Origin of the sequence: Dickeya oryzae, from assembly GCF_020406815.2 — a bacterium.
Lineage (GTDB): Bacteria > Pseudomonadota > Gammaproteobacteria > Enterobacterales > Enterobacteriaceae > Dickeya > Dickeya oryzae.
The window spans coordinates 4049458-4068947 of sequence record NZ_CP162670.1 but is presented as its reverse complement, the minus strand read 5'-3'; the positions used below and the strand labels follow the sequence as shown (position 1 = coordinate 4068947).

Annotated in this window: 15 protein-coding genes; 12 read left to right on the top strand and 3 right to left on the bottom strand. The window is 54.8% G+C overall.

Annotation, left to right across the window (positions count from 1 at the left end; genetic code table 11):
- Window positions 1-326: 326 nt before the first annotated feature.
- Window positions 327-1106, bottom strand: coding sequence for a transcriptional regulator ExuR (gene exuR / locus LF929_RS17855; protein WP_016943152.1), 780 nt, complete (start codon window positions 1104-1106; stop codon window positions 327-329).
- A 359-nt stretch (window positions 1107-1465) separates the two neighbouring features.
- Window positions 1466-2767 (bottom strand): MFS transporter, encoded by a 1302-nt coding sequence (locus tag LF929_RS17850; RefSeq protein WP_210174363.1) that lies wholly within the window; start codon window positions 2765-2767, stop codon window positions 1466-1468.
- A 522-nt stretch (window positions 2768-3289) separates the two neighbouring features.
- Here LF929_RS17850 and uxaC point away from each other — a divergent pair.
- From uxaC to LF929_RS17830, 4 genes are all read left to right on the top strand, one after another.
- A complete protein-coding gene (uxaC, locus tag LF929_RS17845; protein ID WP_210174362.1) occupies window positions 3290-4699 on the top strand; it encodes a glucuronate isomerase in 1410 nt (469 codons plus the stop codon).
- A 415-nt stretch (window positions 4700-5114) separates the two neighbouring features.
- Window positions 5115-6566, top strand: coding sequence for a tagaturonate reductase (locus LF929_RS17840; RefSeq protein ID WP_226093199.1), 1452 nt, complete (start codon window positions 5115-5117; stop codon window positions 6564-6566).
- A gap of 18 nt (window positions 6567-6584) precedes the next feature.
- Window positions 6585-8075, top strand: coding sequence for a UxaA family hydrolase (locus LF929_RS17835; RefSeq protein WP_210174360.1), 1491 nt, complete (start codon window positions 6585-6587; stop codon window positions 8073-8075).
- Between the two features lie 112 nt (window positions 8076-8187).
- Window positions 8188-8736, top strand: coding sequence for a YgjV family protein (locus LF929_RS17830; protein WP_012883303.1), 549 nt, complete (start codon window positions 8188-8190; stop codon window positions 8734-8736).
- 96 nt (window positions 8737-8832) lie between these two features.
- Here LF929_RS17830 and LF929_RS17825 read toward each other — a convergent pair whose 3' ends face one another.
- A complete protein-coding gene (locus tag LF929_RS17825) occupies window positions 8833-9786 on the bottom strand; it encodes a TerC family protein (protein WP_038903277.1) in 954 nt (317 codons plus the stop codon).
- A gap of 453 nt (window positions 9787-10239) precedes the next feature.
- Between LF929_RS17825 and rlmG the strand changes: the two genes are divergently transcribed.
- The 8 genes from rlmG (at window position 10240) to apbE (ending at window position 19472) form a co-directional block, all read left to right on the top strand.
- On the top strand, window positions 10240-11400 hold the full coding sequence (rlmG, locus tag LF929_RS17820) for a 23S rRNA (guanine(1835)-N(2))-methyltransferase RlmG (protein ID WP_226093198.1): 1161 nt from the start codon (window positions 10240-10242) through the stop codon (window positions 11398-11400).
- An 83-nt stretch (window positions 11401-11483) separates the two neighbouring features.
- The gene (locus tag LF929_RS17815) at window positions 11484-11780 is read left to right on the top strand and encodes an MbeD/MobD family mobilization/exclusion protein (protein WP_038903279.1); all 297 of its coding nucleotides are present in this window, start codon (window positions 11484-11486) and stop codon (window positions 11778-11780) included.
- Between the two features lie 260 nt (window positions 11781-12040).
- Complete coding sequence (gene uhpA, locus LF929_RS17810; protein WP_226093197.1) at window positions 12041-12631, top strand: transcriptional regulator UhpA; 591 nt, start codon at window positions 12041-12043, stop codon at window positions 12629-12631.
- Window positions 12631-14142: a signal transduction histidine-protein kinase/phosphatase UhpB gene (gene uhpB, locus LF929_RS17805; RefSeq protein ID WP_038907011.1), complete on the top strand. Its 1512-nt coding sequence runs from the start codon at window positions 12631-12633 to the stop codon at window positions 14140-14142. The genes uhpA and uhpB overlap by 1 nt, the downstream gene beginning before the upstream one ends.
- On the top strand, window positions 14142-15488 hold the full coding sequence (locus tag LF929_RS17800) for an MFS transporter (protein ID WP_226093196.1): 1347 nt from the start codon (window positions 14142-14144) through the stop codon (window positions 15486-15488). Before uhpB ends, LF929_RS17800 begins: the two co-directional genes overlap by 1 nt.
- A gap of 209 nt (window positions 15489-15697) precedes the next feature.
- Window positions 15698-17089 (top strand): hexose-6-phosphate:phosphate antiporter, encoded by a 1392-nt coding sequence (gene uhpT, locus LF929_RS17795; RefSeq protein WP_168364906.1) that lies wholly within the window; start codon window positions 15698-15700, stop codon window positions 17087-17089.
- Between the two features lie 263 nt (window positions 17090-17352).
- Window positions 17353-17829 carry an ATP-independent periplasmic protein-refolding chaperone Spy gene (gene spy / locus LF929_RS17790; protein ID WP_226093195.1) on the top strand — a complete coding sequence of 159 codons (477 nt, stop codon included), beginning with the start codon at window positions 17353-17355 and terminating at the stop codon, window positions 17827-17829.
- Between the two features lie 593 nt (window positions 17830-18422).
- Entirely contained in the window at window positions 18423-19472 is a 1050-nt protein-coding gene (gene apbE / locus LF929_RS17785; RefSeq protein WP_226093194.1) for an FAD:protein FMN transferase ApbE, read from the top strand.
- Window positions 19473-19490: the final 18 nt, after the last annotated feature.

Here is a 19490-nt window from a genome sequence, read left to right as displayed (position 1 = left end):
CCTCTGCTTTTTCTGCCAGCGGTTTGCGCACCGGACGTACTTATTTCTTTATCCGTGTATTTTTCACGCCCGGTATTATTCCTTTTCGTTTTTTGCCGGTCAGGTCATTCTGCCAGTCATTAAACGTAAAAAAAGTGTCCTAACTGTAACAAAAGCCATGCAGACGAGATAGGAAAATATCACGTTCTGAAAACGTATAACGAGATGTTTAGCGGGAAAACAGTGTGATTGCCGTCATATTTTACACTTGCTGACAGAACTCGACGTTGGATGACTTTTTTTGCCCCCGAAGTATGGGGGCGAACGGTGCTAACGCGTGGGGAAAGTCAGGATTTGCCGCTGGTGATATGGTCGAGGTGGACAACCGGGTTTTCGGCAAACATATAGCGGTCGACGTTAAATTCAAAATCGTCGGTAGTGGCGCGAAACAGCATTTGTTTGGTGTTTTCCAGGTGCTGCCACATCGCCAGCTTAGCTGCGTAAGGATCTTTACGGATCAACGCTTTGAGGATCTGGTCATGATCTTCGCACCAGCTTTCAATCGACTTATCGTCGATGTGTTCGTGCAGTTTGCGCCAGTATGGGTTGTGAATGCGCTGGCTCCACATTTTTTCCACGATAGTCGCCATGGCTGAGTTCTGCGTCGCCAGTGCCACTTGTACGTGGAATTTCAGATCCCACTCTGAGTCGCGAAAACGATCTTCCTGACGGGCATTCTCCTGAATTTCCATCAGTTGGATAATGTCCTGACGAGTCACCTGGGTGGCGGCGAATTCCGCAATATTGCTCTCTATCAACTGACGCGCCTGCAACAACTCAAACGGTCCGGCGGTGAGAAAATCGGCATCACTGCTGTTAGCGGCCAGCAGGTGGCGCTGTTGATTGGAGATCACGTGAATACCCGAACCTTTGCGGACTTCCACGTAACCTTCCACTTCCAGCATGATGATCGCTTCGCGTACAACAGTACGGCTGACATTCATCTCTTCGGAAATATTGCGCTCGGCCGGTAGTTTGTCACCAACCGGATAAACGCCGTTCTCAATGCGTTGTTTCAATTCTGCGGCCAGTTGCTGGTAAAGCCGCCTGGATTCTGTCAGTGCCATGATGCCTGCTCTTAAGATAGATGACGCTCCCTGAGGTAAGCGGCGTCACTGCGTCTATCCCGTTATGGTGTGTCGTTAATATCCCCGTCATGCTTCCCGTTGCTGGTGTACTGGCTTTCTGGCTCTGTCCGTCAACGCGTCTTGCGTCATGGTCAGCGTTCAATGTGCTAGCGGGTTGTCCTGCAACTCGAATGACCTGGGGTATATAGAATGATAATCAGAATAGATTTGTTATACCACCTACAATAGATGGCGACCAACGCCCATGTCACAGTTAGCGGCTAGGGTTCGCCCAGAGGAAAGGATTCATCCGGTACCCTATGATACCGGATGAATGACGTGAGGCTGAAATTTCTCTGTTAGTGCTGCTGTGCGGCTTTCAGGTCCGCACCTTTGTCACCCTCTTCGGAAGCCGGGTTGTTTTTCAGTACCGTCCAGATAACGACCGCGCCCAGCAGGTCAAAAATAGCCAGTACGGCGAACAGCGGGCTAAAGCCGATGGTGTCAGCCAGTGCACCGACCACCAGAGCAAACAGCGTACTGGCAGTCCAGGCAGCCATCCCGGTCAAACCGTTGGCGGTGGCGACTTCATTACGGCCGAAGACATCGGAAGACAGCGTAATCAGCGCACCAGACAAGGACTGGTGAGCAAAACCGCCGACGCACAACAGCGCGATGGCAATGTACGGGCTGGTGAACAGGCCGATGGTACCGGGGCCAATCATCAGCAACGCGCCCAGCGTCACAACCAGTTTACGGGAAACGATCAGGTTAACCTTAAAGTACTTCTGGAACAGCATCGGCATGTAGCCGCCGAGGATACAGCCGAGGTCGGCAAACAGCATCGGCATCCAGGCAAACATGGCGATTTCTTTCAGGTTAAAGCCATAGACTTTAAACATGAACAGCGGGATCCAGGCGTTAAACGTCCCCCAGGCTGGTTCAGCCAGGAAGCGCGGCAGGGCGATACCCCAGAACTGACGGTTGCGCAGGATTTGCCAGGCGGACATTTTCTTGGCGTTGCCAGCCTGATGCTGTGCTTCCTGACCGCTCAGAATATAGTCGCGTTCTTCTTTGCTGAGTTTTTTCTTATCTTTCGGGTGCTTATAGAAATACAGCCAGCCGATTGCCCACAACATGCTCAATGCACCGGTGACCAGGAATGCCATCTGCCAGCTGTGTGCCATGATAGCCCAGACAACCAACGGTGGAGCCAGCATGCCGCCGATTGATGAACCAACGTTGAAATAGCCAACCGCCACAGAACGTTCTTTAGCGGGGAACCATTCGCTACTGGCTTTCAGACCGGCGGGAATCATCGCCGCTTCCGCTGCGCCGACTGCGCCGCGTGCTATTGCCAGACCACCCCAACTGCTCGCCAGCGCTGTACCGGCGCAGAACAACGCCCACAGGATGGCGAACATAGCGTAACCCACTTTGGTACCCAGTAAATCCAGGACATAACCGGCAACAGGTTGCATCACGGTATAACAGGCTGAGTAAGCCGCGATGATATAGGAGTACTGCTGAGTACTGATGTGGAGCTGTTCTTGCAGTGTCGGTGCCGCTGCGGCAATTGCGTTACGCGTCAGGTAGCCCAGAACGGTACCGATGGTCACCAGTCCGATCATGTACCAGCGCAAGCCTTTGATCTTGAACATGTTAAATATCTCTCCGAGTGTAATTACCGCAACGAATACCGTTATCAGTCTGCTGCGATAGGTGTCGACCACGCTGAAAGTGACGGGGCGCTTCTATGCCCCCCGGTCAAAACCTGCGGGAGTTGCCGCCTGGCCGGTTGCCCTGCCGCCGGGCACAGCTGGCGGGCTGCGACGGCGATCCCGCCGTACGCGTTTATTGTTTTCCGGTGGGGTTCAACCTGGTTGACGATAAATATTGAGATTGAATCCCCTCATCAGGCAGCGCTACAATAATTTGTCATACCAATTTAAAAGTTGAGTGATATCACAAAACCATTATTTTGCTGGGGAATAAAATAATCAGGCCGACGAACAGGGCCTCCTGGTGCGGTGAAAGCGTAAAAATGGTGTAATTGAAAGCGATTTCTGCCATTTTTGCGATCATGACCTCACTAATGATGTAGGTTATTGCAGATAATTGGTGTGATATCTTTGTAATCGTGACCGCGTTTTGGTTGGCAAATGTAGTGTGAGGAAGCGAACATGCCCCAGTTTTTAAGTGAAGATTTTTTGTTGGATACTGAGTTTGCCCGTCGGCTGTATCATGAATTTGCAGCGGATCAGCCTATTTTTGATTACCACTGCCATTTGCCGCCTGCGCAGATTGCCGAGAATTATCGCTTTAAAAACCTGTATGACATCTGGTTGAAGGGTGATCATTACAAATGGCGTGCTATGCGTACCAATGGTGTACCAGAGCGTTTTTGTACTGGCGATGCCAGCGACTGGGAGAAATTCGAAGCCTGGGCTGCCACCGTCCCGCACACCATCGGTAACCCGCTGTATCACTGGACACACCTGGAACTGCGCCGTCCATTCGGCATCACCGGCACACTGTTGTCGCCGTCTACCGCTAAAGACATCTGGAATCGCGCCAATGCCTTGCTGGAGCGTGATGGGTTCAGCGCACGCGGCATCATGCAGCAGATGAACGTCAAAATGGTCGGCACCACGGATGACCCGATTGACGACCTGCAGCATCACAAAGCGGTGGCTGAAGATAAAACTTTCTCCGTCAAAGTGCTGCCGAGCTGGCGTCCGGACAAAGCCTTCAATATTGAACAGGCGACGTTTAACGACTATATGGCGAAGCTCGGTGAAGTGTCTGATACCGATATCCGTCGTTTCAGCGATTTGCAGGCCGCGCTGACCAAACGTCTGGACCACTTCGCTGCACACGGCTGTAAAGTGTCCGACCACGCGCTGGACGTGGTGCTGTACGCCGACGCGGATGAAGCCACGCTGGATAGCATTCTGGCTCGCCGCCTGTCCGGCGCGACCCTGAGCGAACACGAAGTGGCGCAGTTCAAAACCGCGGTACTGGTATGGCTGGGGGCTGAATATGCCCGTCGCGGCTGGGTTCAGCAGTATCACATCGGTGCGCTGCGCAACAACAACCTGCGCCAGTTCAACCTGCTGGGGCCGGATGTGGGTTTCGACTCCATCAACGACCGTCCACTGGCGCAAGAACTGTCACGCCTGCTCAGTAAGCAGAATGAAGAAAACCTGCTGCCGAAAACCATCCTGTACTGCCTGAACCCGCGTGATAACGAAGTGCTGGGCACCATGATCGGCAACTTCCAGGGTGAAGGGATGCCGGGCAAGATGCAGTTCGGTTCCGGCTGGTGGTTCAACGACCAGAAAGACGGTATGCAACGTCAGATGACGCAACTGGCGCAGTTGGGCCTGCTGAGCCGCTTCGTCGGTATGTTGACCGACAGCCGTAGTTTCTTGTCCTACACCCGCCATGAGTATTTCCGCCGCATTCTGTGCCAGATGATCGGCCGTTGGGTGGAAGACGGTGAAGCACCGGGCGACCTGCAACTGTTGGGTGAGATGGTGAAAAATATTTGTTTCGATAACGCCAAAAATTATTTCGGTATCGAGTTATAACCAAAATAATTCGAGTTGCAGGAAGGCGGCAACCGAGCGACAAATTCGTCGGGAACGAATTTGACCAGCCAACGGCTGGCCTCCGGTGAGAGACAGGATGTCTCTCATTTCATCCCCGGGAGCTTACATCAGTAAGTGACCGGGGTGAGTAAGGGTAGCCAACATACCTGCAACTTGAAGTATGACGGGTATATAAGAAAAAGGGAGGGCGGGCGCTGTCACTGGCCCGTCTGTCAATGTGGTGATTTCGGGCTGGCGCAGGGTGCTGAATCTGCCGCCCTGACGCTGTCGTGCTGACCTGACGCTGTTTAATGATCTGATGGCTGTAGCGACTGGCGTTTTTCCCTACTGGGTTTCGTCCCGAACCTACTGGGTTTCGTCCCGAAATAGTGTCGTGTTCTGAGGTAGCTTGTTAATGCAAACGCTTAATCGTCGTGATTTTCCTGGCCGTCGTCATCCTGACCGCGTGATTCAATTTGGTGAAGGCAATTTCCTTCGCGCCTTTGTTGACTGGCAACTGGATCTGTTGAATGAACATACTGATCTGGATGCCGGTATTGTTGTGGTTCGTCCGATTGATACCGATTTCCCGCCTGCTCTGGATACCCAGGATGGGCTGTATACCACCATTATTCGCGGCCTGAACGAACAGGGTAACGCGGTGCGCGAGCCGCGCCTTATCCGCTCGGTTAACCGTGAAATCAACGTGTACCGTCAGTTTGATGAGTATCTGGCGCTGGCACATGACGCCAACATCCGCTTTGTATTTTCCAACACCACGGAAGCTGGCATTAGCTACCATGCCGATGACAAACTGACTGACACGCCGCCAGCCAGCTTCCCGGCGAAGTTGACCCGTCTGCTGTTCGAACGCTTCAACCATTTTAATGGCGCTGCCGATAAAGGCTGGGTGCTGCTGCCGTGCGAATTGATTGATTACAACGGCGAAAAACTCAAAGAGCTGGTGTTGCGTTATGCGGCGCAATGGGCGCTGCCGGCCGCGTTCACCACCTGGCTTAACGAGCACAACACCTTCTGCTCAACGCTGGTGGACCGCATTGTGACGGGGTATCCACGCAATGAAGTGGACGTGTTACAACAAGAACTGGGTTATCAGGACACCTTCCTGGATACCGCTGAATATTTCTACCTGTTCGTGATTCAGGGGCCGCAGTGGCTGGCAGATGAACTGCGCCTGAACCAACTGAAATTGAACGTGCGCATTGTTGATGACATCAAGCCTTATAAAGAGCGCAAGGTGGCGATTCTGAACGGTGCCCACACCGCGCTGGTGCCGGTGGCGTTTCTGGCAGGCCTCGATACCGTGGGCGAATCGATGAATGATGCCCAGATAGGCAAATTTGTCGAAACCACGATTGCCGAAGAGATCGTACCGGTACTGGATTTACCGCATGACGAGCTGATGTCGTTTGCCGAGGCGGTACTGAGCCGTTTCAGAAACCCGTTCATTCAGCATCAGTTGCTGTCTATCGCCTTGAACGGCATGACTAAATTCCGTACCCGCATTCTGCCGCAACTGTTGATGTACCGTGAACGTCATAACGCGTTGCCCAAGCGCCTGACGTTTGCGCTGGCGGCTTTGATCGCGTTTTATCGCGGCGAGCGTAACGATGACCGCTATCCGTTGCAGGACGACGCCCACTGGCTGGAGCGTTACGAAGTGCTGTGGAGCGGCGTGCGCGCCGGTACCACGTCGCTGGCGCAGGTAGTGAACGCGGTGCTGAGCGATGCGGAACACTGGGAGCAGGATTTGACGCTGGTGCCCGGTCTGGCGGCGCTGGTCACCGAACAACTGCAGGCTATCGTTGAGCGCGGCATGCGCGACGCGTTAGCAGGTTATTGCTAATCGCATAAGGTCGTCTCCATGCAGAGCATCATTAAAATTCACTCACTGGACAATGTCGCCGTTGCCTTGCGCGATCTGGCGCAGGATGAGACGGTGTCGGTTGGTGATGTCACCCTGGCGCTGCCGCAGGCGGTGGCGCGCGGGCACAAATTCGCCCTCAAGGCGATAGCGTCAGGCGAGATGATCGTGAAATACGGTCTGCCGATTGGTCATGCACTGGCGGCGATTGCCGCAGGTGAGCACATCCACTCTCAGAACGCGAAAACCAACCTGAGCGATCTGGATGAGTACCACTATCAGCCGGAGTTCATCAGTCTGCCGGAGCAGATGGCGGATCGTGAAGTCCAGATTTACCGTCGTAAAAACGGCGATGTCGGGATCCGTAACGAACTGTGGATCCTGCCGACTGTCGGTTGCGTCAACGGTATCGCCCGTCAGATCCAGCAGCGTTTCCTCAAGGAAACCAATAACGCGGAAGGTATCGACGGCGTATATTTGTTCACTCACCCATTTGGTTGTTCTCAATTGGGTCAGGACCATGAAAATACCCGTACCATGCTGCAAAACATGGTGCGCCACCCGAATGCCGGGGCGGTATTGGTGATTGGCCTGGGGTGTGAGAACAATCAGGTGTCCGCGTTTCGTGACTCGCTGGGCGAGTACGACGCCGATCGCGTTAACTTCATGATCTGCCAGCAGCAGGAAGATGAAGTGGAAGCCGGTCTGGAACGCTTGCACCAGTTGTATCAGGTGATGCGTGACGATCGCCGTGAGCCGGGTAAACTGAGCGAGCTGAAATTTGGTCTGGAGTGCGGCGGCTCGGATGGGTTGTCAGGTATTACCGCCAACCCGCTGCTGGGACGTTTCTCTGATTATCTCATCGCCAACGGCGGCACGACGGTGCTGACCGAAGTGCCGGAAATGTTCGGAGCCGAACGTATTCTGATGAGCCGCTGCCGTGATGAGAGCACATTCGAGAAAACCGTGCATATGGTCAATGATTTTAAACAGTATTTCATTGAACATAATCAGCCGATTTACGAGAACCCCTCGCCGGGCAACAAAGCGGGTGGTATCACTACGCTTGAGGAGAAATCCCTCGGTTGTACCCAGAAAGCCGGGCAGAGCAAGGTGGTGGACGTGCTCAAGTATGGCGAGCGCCTGCATACGCCGGGGCTGAATCTGCTGAGCGCGCCGGGTAACGACGCGGTGGCGACCAGTGCGCTGGCTGGGGCAGGGTGTCATATGGTGCTGTTCAGTACCGGTCGTGGTACGCCTTACGGCGGCTTTGTGCCGACGGTGAAACTGGCGACCAACACCGAACTGGCGCAGAAGAAACCGCACTGGATCGATTTTGACGCCGGGCGTCTGATTCATGGGATGTCGATGGATGAGCTGCTGTCGCAGTTTGTCGAGCTGATTGTCGAGATAGCCAACGGTAAACTGGCGAAAAACGAAATCAACGACTTCCGCGAACTGGCGATATTTAAGAGCGGTGTAACGTTATAAAACCGATCGTGATAAGCCTGGCGTTGTAAATCTAAACGATTTCACATAAAATAAAACGGCGTTTCATTATTTGAACGCCGTTTTTTCATCATGGCGCTTTAAGGCAGGAATCATGACTTCTTACGTGTTTGCCCAGGCTGTTGGTGTACTGGCTTTTTTTGTCGGTATCACCATGTTTTTCAACCGCAGTGAAAAAAAATTCAAAATCCAACTCTCCGTCTATAGCGCGGTTATCGCCTGCCACTTCTTCCTGATGGGCGCGAACGCGGCAGGCATCAGTGCTCTGCTCAATTCAGGCCGTACCCTGGTTACCCTGAAAACCAGCAATATCGTGGTGATGTTCGTGTTTATCGCCCTGACACTGTCGCTCGGGTTGCCGGGCGTAAAACACCCGATGGAACTGCTGCCGATTATCGGTACGGTGTGCAGTACCTGGGCGCTGTTCCGTGCACACGGACTGACGACCCGTTGCATCATCTGGTGTTCGACCGCGCTGTGGGTGACACACAACATTTGGTTGGGGTCGATTGGCGGCTCGTTGATCGAAGCCAGTTTCCTGGTGATAAACGGCTTCAATATCATCCGCTTCTGGCGTATGCAGCGTAACGGTATCGACCCGTTCAGGGTGGATGAGGCGCATTCCTCTACCAAAAGCGCCTGAGAACAGCGCCTGCAAAAAGAACCCAACACACCTAAAAAAATGCCCCGTCTTCCGACGGGGCGCGTAGAGTGATAGGGCGACGTTGACAGGATGGCGTTACTGTCCGGCGCGCCGGTTAACCCAGATGTTGATAAGGATGGTGACCAGCAGGATAGCGGCCACCACGCTGAGTGAAATGGCGACGGGAATGTGAAACAGGTCTATTAGCATCATCTTGATGCCGATGAACACGAGGATTACCGCCAGGCCGTATTTCAGCATAGAGAACTTTTGTGCCACGCCCGCCAGCAGGAAGTACATGGCGCGCAACCCTAAAATGGCGAACAGGTTTGACGTCAACACGATGAACGGGTCGGTGGTGACGGCGAAAATCGCGGGGATACTGTCTACCGCGAAAATGACATCACTGATTTCCACCATCACCAGCACCAGAAATAGCGGTGTGGCGTACAGCAAGCCACTCTGCCGGATGAAAAAACGATCGCCTTGCAGGGTATCGGTCATCCGCAGGTGACCGCGCAGCCAGCGCACGACTGGTTTCTCGCCGATGGCAGCATCGTCTTCTTTCGCCAGCGCCATTTTAAGCCCGGTTATCAGCAGGAACGCACCAAACAGGTACAGTAGCCACTGGAACTGAGAAACCAGCCAACTGCCAGCGAACACCATGATGGTACGCAGTACTATCGCCCCCAGCACGCCATAGATCAGTACCCGGCGCTGATACTGCGCGGGGATGGCAAAATAACTAAATAGCATCAGCCAGACAAACACGTTGTCGACAGCCAGCGCTTTTTCAATCAGATAACCGGTAAAGAACGCCAGCGCCTGAGCATCTGCCACGTCACGGCCCGCCGTACCGCTGAGATACCACCAGAAGCCGATGTTGAATAATATGGACAGACTGACCCACACCAGCGACCAGACGGCGGCCTGTTTAAATGTCATCACCGTCGAGCCTTTCTTGCCCTGATAAAACAGGTCAATAGCCAGCATGATTACCACGATGATGGCGAAGCTGCTCCACAGCAGCGGGGTTCCTATCGTTACCATAACTGTATCCTTAGCGCCTTTCCCATGAGGTGTTGTGTCGAGGCCCTGTTGTGTCAGAAAACAAAACGGCCTGTGTCAGAAGGCACAGGCCGTTTGCTATTCGCGGTGCTGCAAATGGACCTCGCCTTCTGGCAAGGTCTCACTTACAACTTAATGCGGATAGAGTCATTAAGGTTGCCTGGTAACCGAGTGCGCTTGCACCGTAATGACGATTAACCAGCGAGAAGTTACTCCCCTTTGCATTACAAAAGATAGGATAGCTTCTGTACAGGGTCAACCCCCTGGCTTGCCGCGCATGACAATCTGCTGCGTTCGTGTTCACCGCAATTGCCTGATACCTCAGTATAATAGGGCGTAGAGGTAACGAACTGTCGCTACGTTGCCGGAAAACCATTTACTGCGACGCTGTTTTAAGGGATAAACAGCGCCAGATTTTGTATTGCAGGAGAGGCCATGAGCCAACTTGAGCTGGAAACACATAACCTGACGCTGGTCCGCTATCCGCAGTCTGAACGGGAATCCACGTTGCAGGCATGGGAAGCGGCGGATGAGTATCTGCTGCAGGAACTGGCGACGATGCCGATTGGCCCCGGTCCCCGACTGATTTTCAATGATGCGTTCGGCGCACTGGCTTGTGGCTTGCAGTCGCAGGCCCCTTATTGCATCAGCGACTCGTTCCTGAGTCAGTTGGCGACCCGACATAACCTGTCGCTCAATGGTTACGCGCCGGAGTCGGTTACGTTGCAAGACAGCCTCTCCCCATTGCCGGGTGCACCGGCACTGGTGGTATTGAAAGTGCCGAAAACGCTGGCGTTGCTGGAGCATCAGTTGCGCCAGTTACGGGAGGTGGTGACGCCGCAAACCGTGATTATCGCGGGGGCGAAAGCGCGTGACATCCACACGTCTACGCTGCAACTGTTCGAGCACATTCTGGGGCCAACCCGTACCTCGCTGGCATGGAAAAAAGCCCGTTTGATTCACTGTCAGCCACAAGCGTGTGTTGTCGATGACAACCTGGTGGACAGCAACCCGGTGATGACAGTCTGGCCGCTGGATGAGGCCGCAAGCCCAATCCACAATGCCCGCATTCATAATTACGCCAACGTCTTTTCCCGCAGCGGGCTGGATATCGGCGCACGGTTTTTTATGCAGCATCTGCCAGAGCAACTGGACGGCAAAATTGTCGATTTAGGTTGCGGCAATGGCGTGATTGGGTTGACCGCGCTGGCGCTGAACCCGCAGGCATCGGTCGGCTTTTTCGACGAGTCTTATATGGCGGTGGCTTCCAGTCAGCGCAATGTGGAAGACAACCGGCCTCAGGATAAGGACCGCTGCAGCTTTGTTGTGAACCATGCACTGGCAGGCGTCGGGCCAGACAGTCAGCAGGCGATACTGTGTAATCCGCCGTTTCACCAGCAACAGGCGATCACCGATGACATTGCCTGGCAGATGTTTGTTGATGCGCGTCGCTGTCTGACGGTAGGGGGGGAGTTGCGGGTAGTCGGCAACCGTCATCTGGATTATTTCCACAAGCTGAAACGGCTGTTTGGCAATTGCCAGAACGTTGCCAGTAACGCGAAATTCGTCGTGCTGCGCTCGGTGAAAACCCGGTAATTCCGTATGGCATTTGTTGTCGCACGGGAGTGTCATTATAATCCGCAGGTTACGTCAGAGAAGGCACGGCAGAAGGAACCCCCATGTGTATCGAAGAGTTGGAATCACGGCTGGAAAGCGCATTGCAGGCGCTGGAAGCCAGTGTCAGCCGACAACAGCAGATCTGGCAGCGCGATTATCAGCAGCTCCACGTGCAACTGATACAGGCCCGTCAGCGCGAAGCAGACTTGTGCGCCAGAATCAATGAGCTGGTGACCAGGGTCAACATGATGGATCAGTCCCCTGAACGTAATCCGTTATTGCAGAAAATTAACCTGATCCGCGCCCATCTGGATGCACTGGCTAACGAGGCCGCGGCGTTTCATCGCTCGTTGCTCTGAGTGTCTCTGGCCTGCCGATTCGCCGTCACACTATTTCGCCGTCACACTATGTTGACGGCGATAATTGCCCCCACCCTGTGGTGACTTTCTTTCCGTTGACTATTTTCTCAATGTTGACAGTTTTCTCACTGTTAGCGGTTTCCATACCGTTGATGGCTTTCACACTGTTGATATAAAGACGATGGGTGAGGGTTCTGCGCTTGAACAGACCCAGGCTTAACGCTAAGGTAAAACGCCTCCCGGTCGCCCCAGGTTCAACCATGATTACCCTTGCCCTGATTGATGATCATCTTATTGTCCGTTCTGGTTTTGCCCAGTTGCTGGGGCTGGAGCCCGATATGCAGATAGTCGGGGAGTTCGGCTCCGGGCGTGAGGCGCTGGCGGGATTACCGGGACGGGGCGCTCAGGTGTGCATCTGCGATATTTCTATGCCCGATTGCTCCGGGCTTGAGCTGCTTGGTCAACTGCCGAAAGGCATGGCGGTGATTATGCTGTCGGTGCTCGATAGCCCGGCATTGATTGAGCAGGCGCTGAATGCCGGTGCGCGTGGTTTTCTCTCTAAGCGTTGCAGCCCGGATGAGTTGATTGCGGCGGTGCGTACCGTAGCGGGCGGCGGGTGTTATCTGACGCCGGATATCGCCCTGAAACTGGCGTCCGGCAGGCGGGATCCCTTGACGCGCCGCGAACGCCAGGTGGCGGAAAAACTGGCGCAGGGGATGGCGGTAAAAACCATCGCCGCAGAGCTGGGGTTGTCGCCAAAAACCGTTCACGTTCATCGCGCCAACCTGATGGAAAAGCTGGGCGTCAGCAATGACGTGGAACTGGCCCGACGCATGTTTGATGGTTGGTGATGCGCCCGCTTATCACCTGGCTTATTGCCGCTTTCGCCAGCAGTTTTATCTTTTGCGCCGCGTGGTTTTGCCTGTGGAGCATCAGCCTGCATCTGGTTGCACGCCCGGATCTGGCGGTGCTGCTGTTCCCTTTCGGTTTGCGGCTGGGGTTGATGCTGCAATCGCCGCGCCGTTTCTGGCCGGTGTTGCTGGCGAGCGAATGGCTGCTGCTGGTCTGGCTTGCAAACGAAGTCGCGTTGACCCATCTCCCGTTGTTGCTCACGGGGAGCATACTGGCGTTGCTGCCGGTGATGCTGGCATCCCGACGTGCCCGTCAGGATGACTGGCACACGCTGCTGCTGCAAGGCGGCGCGCTGATTGCAGCCGCGTTGTTGCAATCCCTGCCGTGGCTTGGTCGCAGTGAAGACTCACTGACCGTGTTATTGCTAACGCTGACCGGTGGGTTGACGCTCTCGCCGACCTGTTTGCTTATCTGGCATTACCTGTCCAGCTCGACCTGGCTACCGCTGGGGCCATCGCTGGTGTCGCAGCCGGTGAACTGGCGTGGGCGTCATCTGCTGTGGTATTTGCTGCTGTTTGTGGTCAGTCTGGGGCTGCAACTGGGGCTACCGGCGGATTTGTCGCGCTTTACCCCGTTTTGTCTGGCGCTGCCGATCATCGCGCTGGCCTGGCATTATGGCTGGCAGGGGGCGCTGATTGCCACGTTAATGAATGCGATTGCGCTTATCGCCAGCCAGACCTGGCATGAGCATCCGGTGGATTTATTGCTCTCGTTGCTGGCGCAGAGCCTGACCGGGCTACTGCTTGGCGCGGGTATCCAGCGCTTGCGCGAGTTGAATGTGTCGCTGCAAAACCAACTGGCGCGTAATCGCCGCCTGGCGGAACGCCTGCTGGAGATGGAGGAATACGTGCGACGCGACGTCGCGCGGGAGCTGCATGACGATATTGGTCAGACGATAACGGCCATTCGCACGCAGGCGGGTATTCTTCAGCGGCTGGCCCCGGAAAGCCGCCATGTCCGTCAGAGTAGTACGCTCATTGAGCAATTATCGCTGAGTGTGTATGACTCGGTGCGGCGATTGATGGGGCGTTTGCGCCCGCGCCAGTTGGACGACCTCACGCTGGAACAGGCGGTACGTTCGTTGATGCGCGAGATGGAGCTGGAAGAGCAGGGGATCATCAGCCACCTTGACTGGCATATCGACGAAGCGTCGCTCGGCGAAGGGTTGCGGGTCACGCTGTTTCGCGTCTGTCAGGAAGGGTTAAATAATATTGTCAAACACGCCAACGCCAGTGCGGTGACGCTACAGGCCTGGCAGCAGGATGAACGCCTGATGCTGGTTATCGAGGACGACGGCTGCGGGCTGCCACCTGGGTCCGGATCGGGTGGGTTTGGTCTGCTTGGGATGCGTGAGCGTGTGAGCGCGTTGGGTGGCACCCTGCAACTTTCCTGTACTCACGGTACGCGTGTCACCGTCAGTGTGCCGCTGTCTGCCAGCAAGGAGTCTTGATGTCCCGTTTTTCCCTCATCCGGTTCCTGAATATTCCCGCCAGTGCGCCGCCGCTGCGCGACCGTCAGGCGATTGACGACACCTATCGCTACTGGCGTCGTCATATCCTGATTACGCTGTATCTGGGCTATGCGTTGTTTTACTTCACCCGGAAAAGTTTTAACGCTGCGGTGCCGGAGATCCTCGCCAGCGGGTTAATGGCGCGTACAGATATCGGGCTGTTGGCCACGTTGTTTTATGTGACTTACGGGGCGTCGAAGTTCCTGTCGGGGGTGGTGAGTGACCGTTCCAATGCCCGCTATTTTATGGGGATTGGGTTGCTGGCGACCGGTGTTGCCAATATTTTGTTTGGCTTTTCCTCATCGCTGTGGGCGTTCGCGACATTGTGGATGGCAAATGCCTTTTTCCAGGGCTGGGGCGCACCGGTATGCGCCAGACTGCTCACCAGTTGGTATTCGCGCACCGAGCGTGGCGGCTGGTGGGCGCTGTGGAACACGGCGCATAACGTGGGTGGTGCGGTGATCCCGATGGTGGTGGGGGCGGCGACACTGCATTACGGCTGGCGTGCCGGGATGATGATCGCCGGTACGCTCGCGATCGTCGCCGGGTTGTTTTTATGCTGGCGGCTACGTGATAAGCCGCAGACGCTTGGTCTGCCGCATGTCGGGGAATGGCGGCAGGATGCGCTGGAAATCGCCCAGCAGCAGGAAGGTGCTGGCTTGTCGCACCGGGAGATCCTGCATAAGTATGTGTTCACTAACCCGTACATCTGGCTACTGGCATGCTGTTACGTGCTGGTGTACGTGGTGCGTGCCGCCATTAACGACTGGGGCAACCTTTACATGTCGGAAACGCTGGGGGTTGATCTGGTGACGGCGAACTCGGCGGTGACCATGTTTGAGCTGGGCGGGTTTATCGGCGCACTGGTAGCCGGGTGGGGGTCGGACAAAGTGTTTAACGGCAACCGCGGCCCGATGAACCTGATTTTCGCCGCTGGCATTTTGTTGTCTGTCGGCTCGTTGTGGCTGATGCCATTCGCCAGCTATGTGATGCAGGCTACCTGTTTCTTTACCACCGGGTTCTTCGTTTTTGGCCCGCAAATGCTGATAGGCATGGCCGCGGCTGAATGTTCTCACAAAGATGCCGCCGGTGCGGCCACCGGGTTTGTCGGGCTGTTTGCCTATCTGGGGGCGTCGCTGTCGGGCTGGCCGCTGGCGCGTATCATGGACATCTGGCACTGGACCGGTTTTTTCGCGGTTATTGCCGTCGCGGGCGGCGTCTCGGCACTGTTGTTACTGCCTTTCCTGCGTGCGTCGTCGCCGCGTACCACGACAGAGGTAGCGTGAACAGACGTAGCGAAACAGATGCAGCATAAATAGCTATAGCGTGATTCGCTTCACCCTTTCTCTCTGAACCGGCAAAAACCGGGAAAATTTCCTAGTTTAAGCAGGACGTTCCCTCAAGCCCGTGGTGTCTGGGCTTCTTACAATGTGGGCGAAAAGATCACTGCGGGTCGCAAGGCCGCAGGCTATCCCGTCCCGTAAGAGGAAACATCATGCTTAACTTTTTAACCCAGGTGCGTCGCCCGACGCTGGATCTGCCGCTCGATGTGCGGCGAAAAATGTGGTTTAAGCCGTTTATGCAGTCCTATCTGGTGGTATTCATCGGCTACCTGACCATGTATTTGATCCGTAAAAACTTTAACATCGCCCAAAATGACATGATCGGTACCTATGGGCTGAGCATGACGCAGCTTGGCATGATTGGTCTGGGTTTTTCGATAACCTACGGCGTGGGTAAAACGCTGGTGTCCTATTACGCCGACGGTAAAAACACCAAGCAGTTTCTGCCGTTTATGCTGATCCTGTCGGCGATTTGCATGCTCGGTTTTAGTGCCAGCATGGGAACCGGTTCCGTCAGCCTGTTTTTGATGATCGCGTTTTATGCATTAAGTGGGTTCTTCCAGAGTACCGGCGGGTCATGCAGCTATTCCACGATTACCAAGTGGACGCCACGTCGCAAGCGCGGCACCTGGCTGGGGCTGTGGAATATTTCCCATAACCTCGGCGGTGCAGGGGCGGCGGGTGTCGCTCTGTTCGGCGCTAACTATCTGTTCGACGGCCATGTCATCGGTATGTTTGTTTTCCCGTCCATCATTGCCTTGGTTGTCGGCTTTATTGGTCTGCGGTTTGGCAGTGACTCACCGGAATCCTACGGTCTGGGAAAAGCGGAGGAGCTGTTTGACGAGGCTATCTCTGAAGAAGACAAAGAAGCCGAAGACGGCACCATGACCAAATGGCAGATCTTCGTCGAGTACGTGCTGAAAAATAAAGTGATTTGGCTGCTGTGTTTCTCCAATATCTTCCTGTACGTGGTGCGTATCGGTATCGACCAGTGGTCCACGGTGTATGCCTATCAGGAACTGAAGTTACCGAAAGCTGTCGCCATTCAGGGTTTTACCTTGTTTGAAGCCGGTGCGCTGGTGGGGACGCTGTTGTGGGGCTGGCTGTCGGATTTGGCGAACGGTCGCCGTGGGCTGGTCGCCTGCATCGCACTGGCGTTGATCATCGTGACGCTGGGGGTCTATCAGCACGCCAGCAACCAATATGTTTACCTGTCGTCGTTGTTTGCGCTGGGCTTTCTGGTGTTTGGCCCGCAGTTACTGATTGGGGTGGCCGCGGTGGGTTTTGTACCGAAGAAAGCCATCGGCGCCGCGGATGGTATTAAAGGCACCTTCGCCTATCTGATTGGTGACAGTTTCGCCAAGCTGGGGCTGGGCATGATAGCCGATGGCACCCCGATTTTCGGGCTGACCGGCTGGGCGGGGACGTTTGCCGCGCTGGATGCCGCCGCTATCGGCTGCATCTGCCTGATGGCGATGGTCGCGGTGATGGAAGAGCGCAAAATCCGCCGCGAAAAGCAGTTGCGTCAGACGCAAACCGCCTGATAAACATCGCGTAATCAGGCGTTAACGAAAAGGCGGGGTGATTAACCACCCCGCCTTTTTTCTCATTCTGGCGTGTTGCTTACGCAATACTTCCGCTTTCTCCACAGTTGGTGCAATTGTGAATATCTCCCTTGCAAACCTTTACCCTGACACCCGGTTAATTGAATTTCCCCGACCTATACTGCATCGCAAAGGTTGATGAATTACAGGTTGACGCACTGTGGTGTGTTGATCATTAAAACCGTAACGTGAAGGAAGGTCTTATGTCTAAATTAACCGTGATTATGATTGCCTCTGCATTGGCGTTGAGTAGCGCCGGGTTCGCCCACGCTCAGGATAACCCCACCCCGCCGGATCAGGGTGGAGGTATGATGAAACATCATGATGGCGCGCGTGGCGAACGCGGCATGGAGGAAAATATGATGTTTAAAGGGCTGAACCTGACCGATGAGCAGCGTCAGAAAATGCGCGACATTATGGCGAATGCGAAAAAAGACCGTGAGCGTCCTTCAGCGGATCAGCGTGCGCAATGGCACAGCCTGATTGCTTCTGACAGCTTTGATAAAACCAAAGCGGAAGCGGTGGTCAATAACATGGTTGAAGCCAACAAAGCCCATATGCTGACCCGTCTGGAGATTCAGAACAAAATGTACAACGTGCTGACGCCAGACCAGAAAAAACAGTTTAACGACAATTTTGCCAGACACCAGCAAGAACCCGCTGCACCGAAAGCGCCGTAATCACGGTAACCGGCTGTCATCGAAACGCGCCCTGGGGCGCGTTTGATGCTGTTGAAAAACAGCGATGTTGTTTTATGAATGGTGAAGTTTGTCCGGTCAGTGAAAAGTTTCGTGCGAAATGAGCGGTGTAGTTTCTTTGCTGCTTTATCGCACGCACGACAATGAGAGGCTCAAACGCCGCCTCTCCTTGACCACTGGCTTGGTGGCTAAACAGTGGCGCTGCGCGCTACCTTCGGCGTTCGCCTTCGCTGTTCGGGCCGCCCGTGACGTGCTCCCGGCACGGCACGGGCTTTCGCCGCGTCCTGCGGGCTCACCCGGCGAAGTCGTCCACCTCAGCACTGTTTGGAACGCCAGAAAAACCTACTCACCGATAATCAAGGTATTTGTCAGCAGTTTGAAACGCGCTTTAGGGCGCGTTTTTTAGTTGAGTACAGGGGTAAAGATCGTAAAGCGGGCGGATGATTTTGACAGGCAGAAGGCATGATGTTGCTCCGATCTCTTGCGTTCAGACAGGTTTTTTCCCATCAGCACTTTTCAATCTGCCTATCTTGCTCTATCAATAGCGCGTCATTGTGATTCAAGGAGTGCTGTTCATGGCGTCTTTCGCCCTAAAATCCGTTCTCTTTCTCGGTATTCTTGGCGTGCTGAGCGCCTGTAAACCGCAATCATCCACCGAAAACTCCCGCCCGTTTACCACCTTTGAAGGTAAAACCATGGGCACGTTCTACAGCGTGAAGATAAGCGGGGCGTTGCCGGAAAGCAGCCAGCAGTTGCAACAGGAGATCGACACGTTGCTGGAGCAGGCGAACAACGAGATATCTACATACCGTAGTGATTCGGTGCTATCCCGTTTTAACCGCTACGCCGGGACAGACCCGCAGCCCATCAGTAACGGCATGGCGGATATTATTCTGACCGCACAACGTATCGGCCGGGCAACCGGTGGGGCGATGGATATCACGGTGGGGCCGCTGGTTAACCTGTGGGGGTTTGGGCCGCAGAAACAGCCGACCAGGGTGCCCAGCCAGCAACAGATTGATGAAGCGCGGCATAAAGTGGGGCTAAACCACCTGCGTCTGATCAGTGATAATCAGGGCGAATGGTTGCAAAAAGATCTGCCCGATATGTATGTGGATCTCTCCACGCTGGGCGAGGGATACGGTGCCGAGTTGCTGGCGCAACTGATGACCCGCAAAGGTATCACCAATTATCTGGTGTCGGTCGGCGGCGCGATTTCCAGTCGAGGTGTCAACGGTCAGGGGCAACCCTGGCGGGTCGCGATTCAGAAACCTACCGATAAAGAAAACGCCATTCAGGCCGCAGTTGACCTGCAGGGCTACGGTATCAGCACTTCCGGCAGTTATCGCAATTATTTCGAGCAGGATGGCAAGCGCTACTCGCATATCATCGACCCGACCACAGGGCGGCCGATTACCCATCAGATGGTTTCCGCCACCGTGATTGCCAGAACAGCGCTGGAAGCCGATGGCTGGGATACCGGGTTGATGGTGCTGGGTACGGAAAAAGCGTTGAAGCTGGCGGAACAGCAGGGACTGGCGGTTTACCTGATTACCAAAACCGATAAAGGATTCGAGGCGGTGATGACCCCGCAATTCAAGGCGTTTTTGCTGCCGACGCAGTGATCGGAACAGGAACCTGAT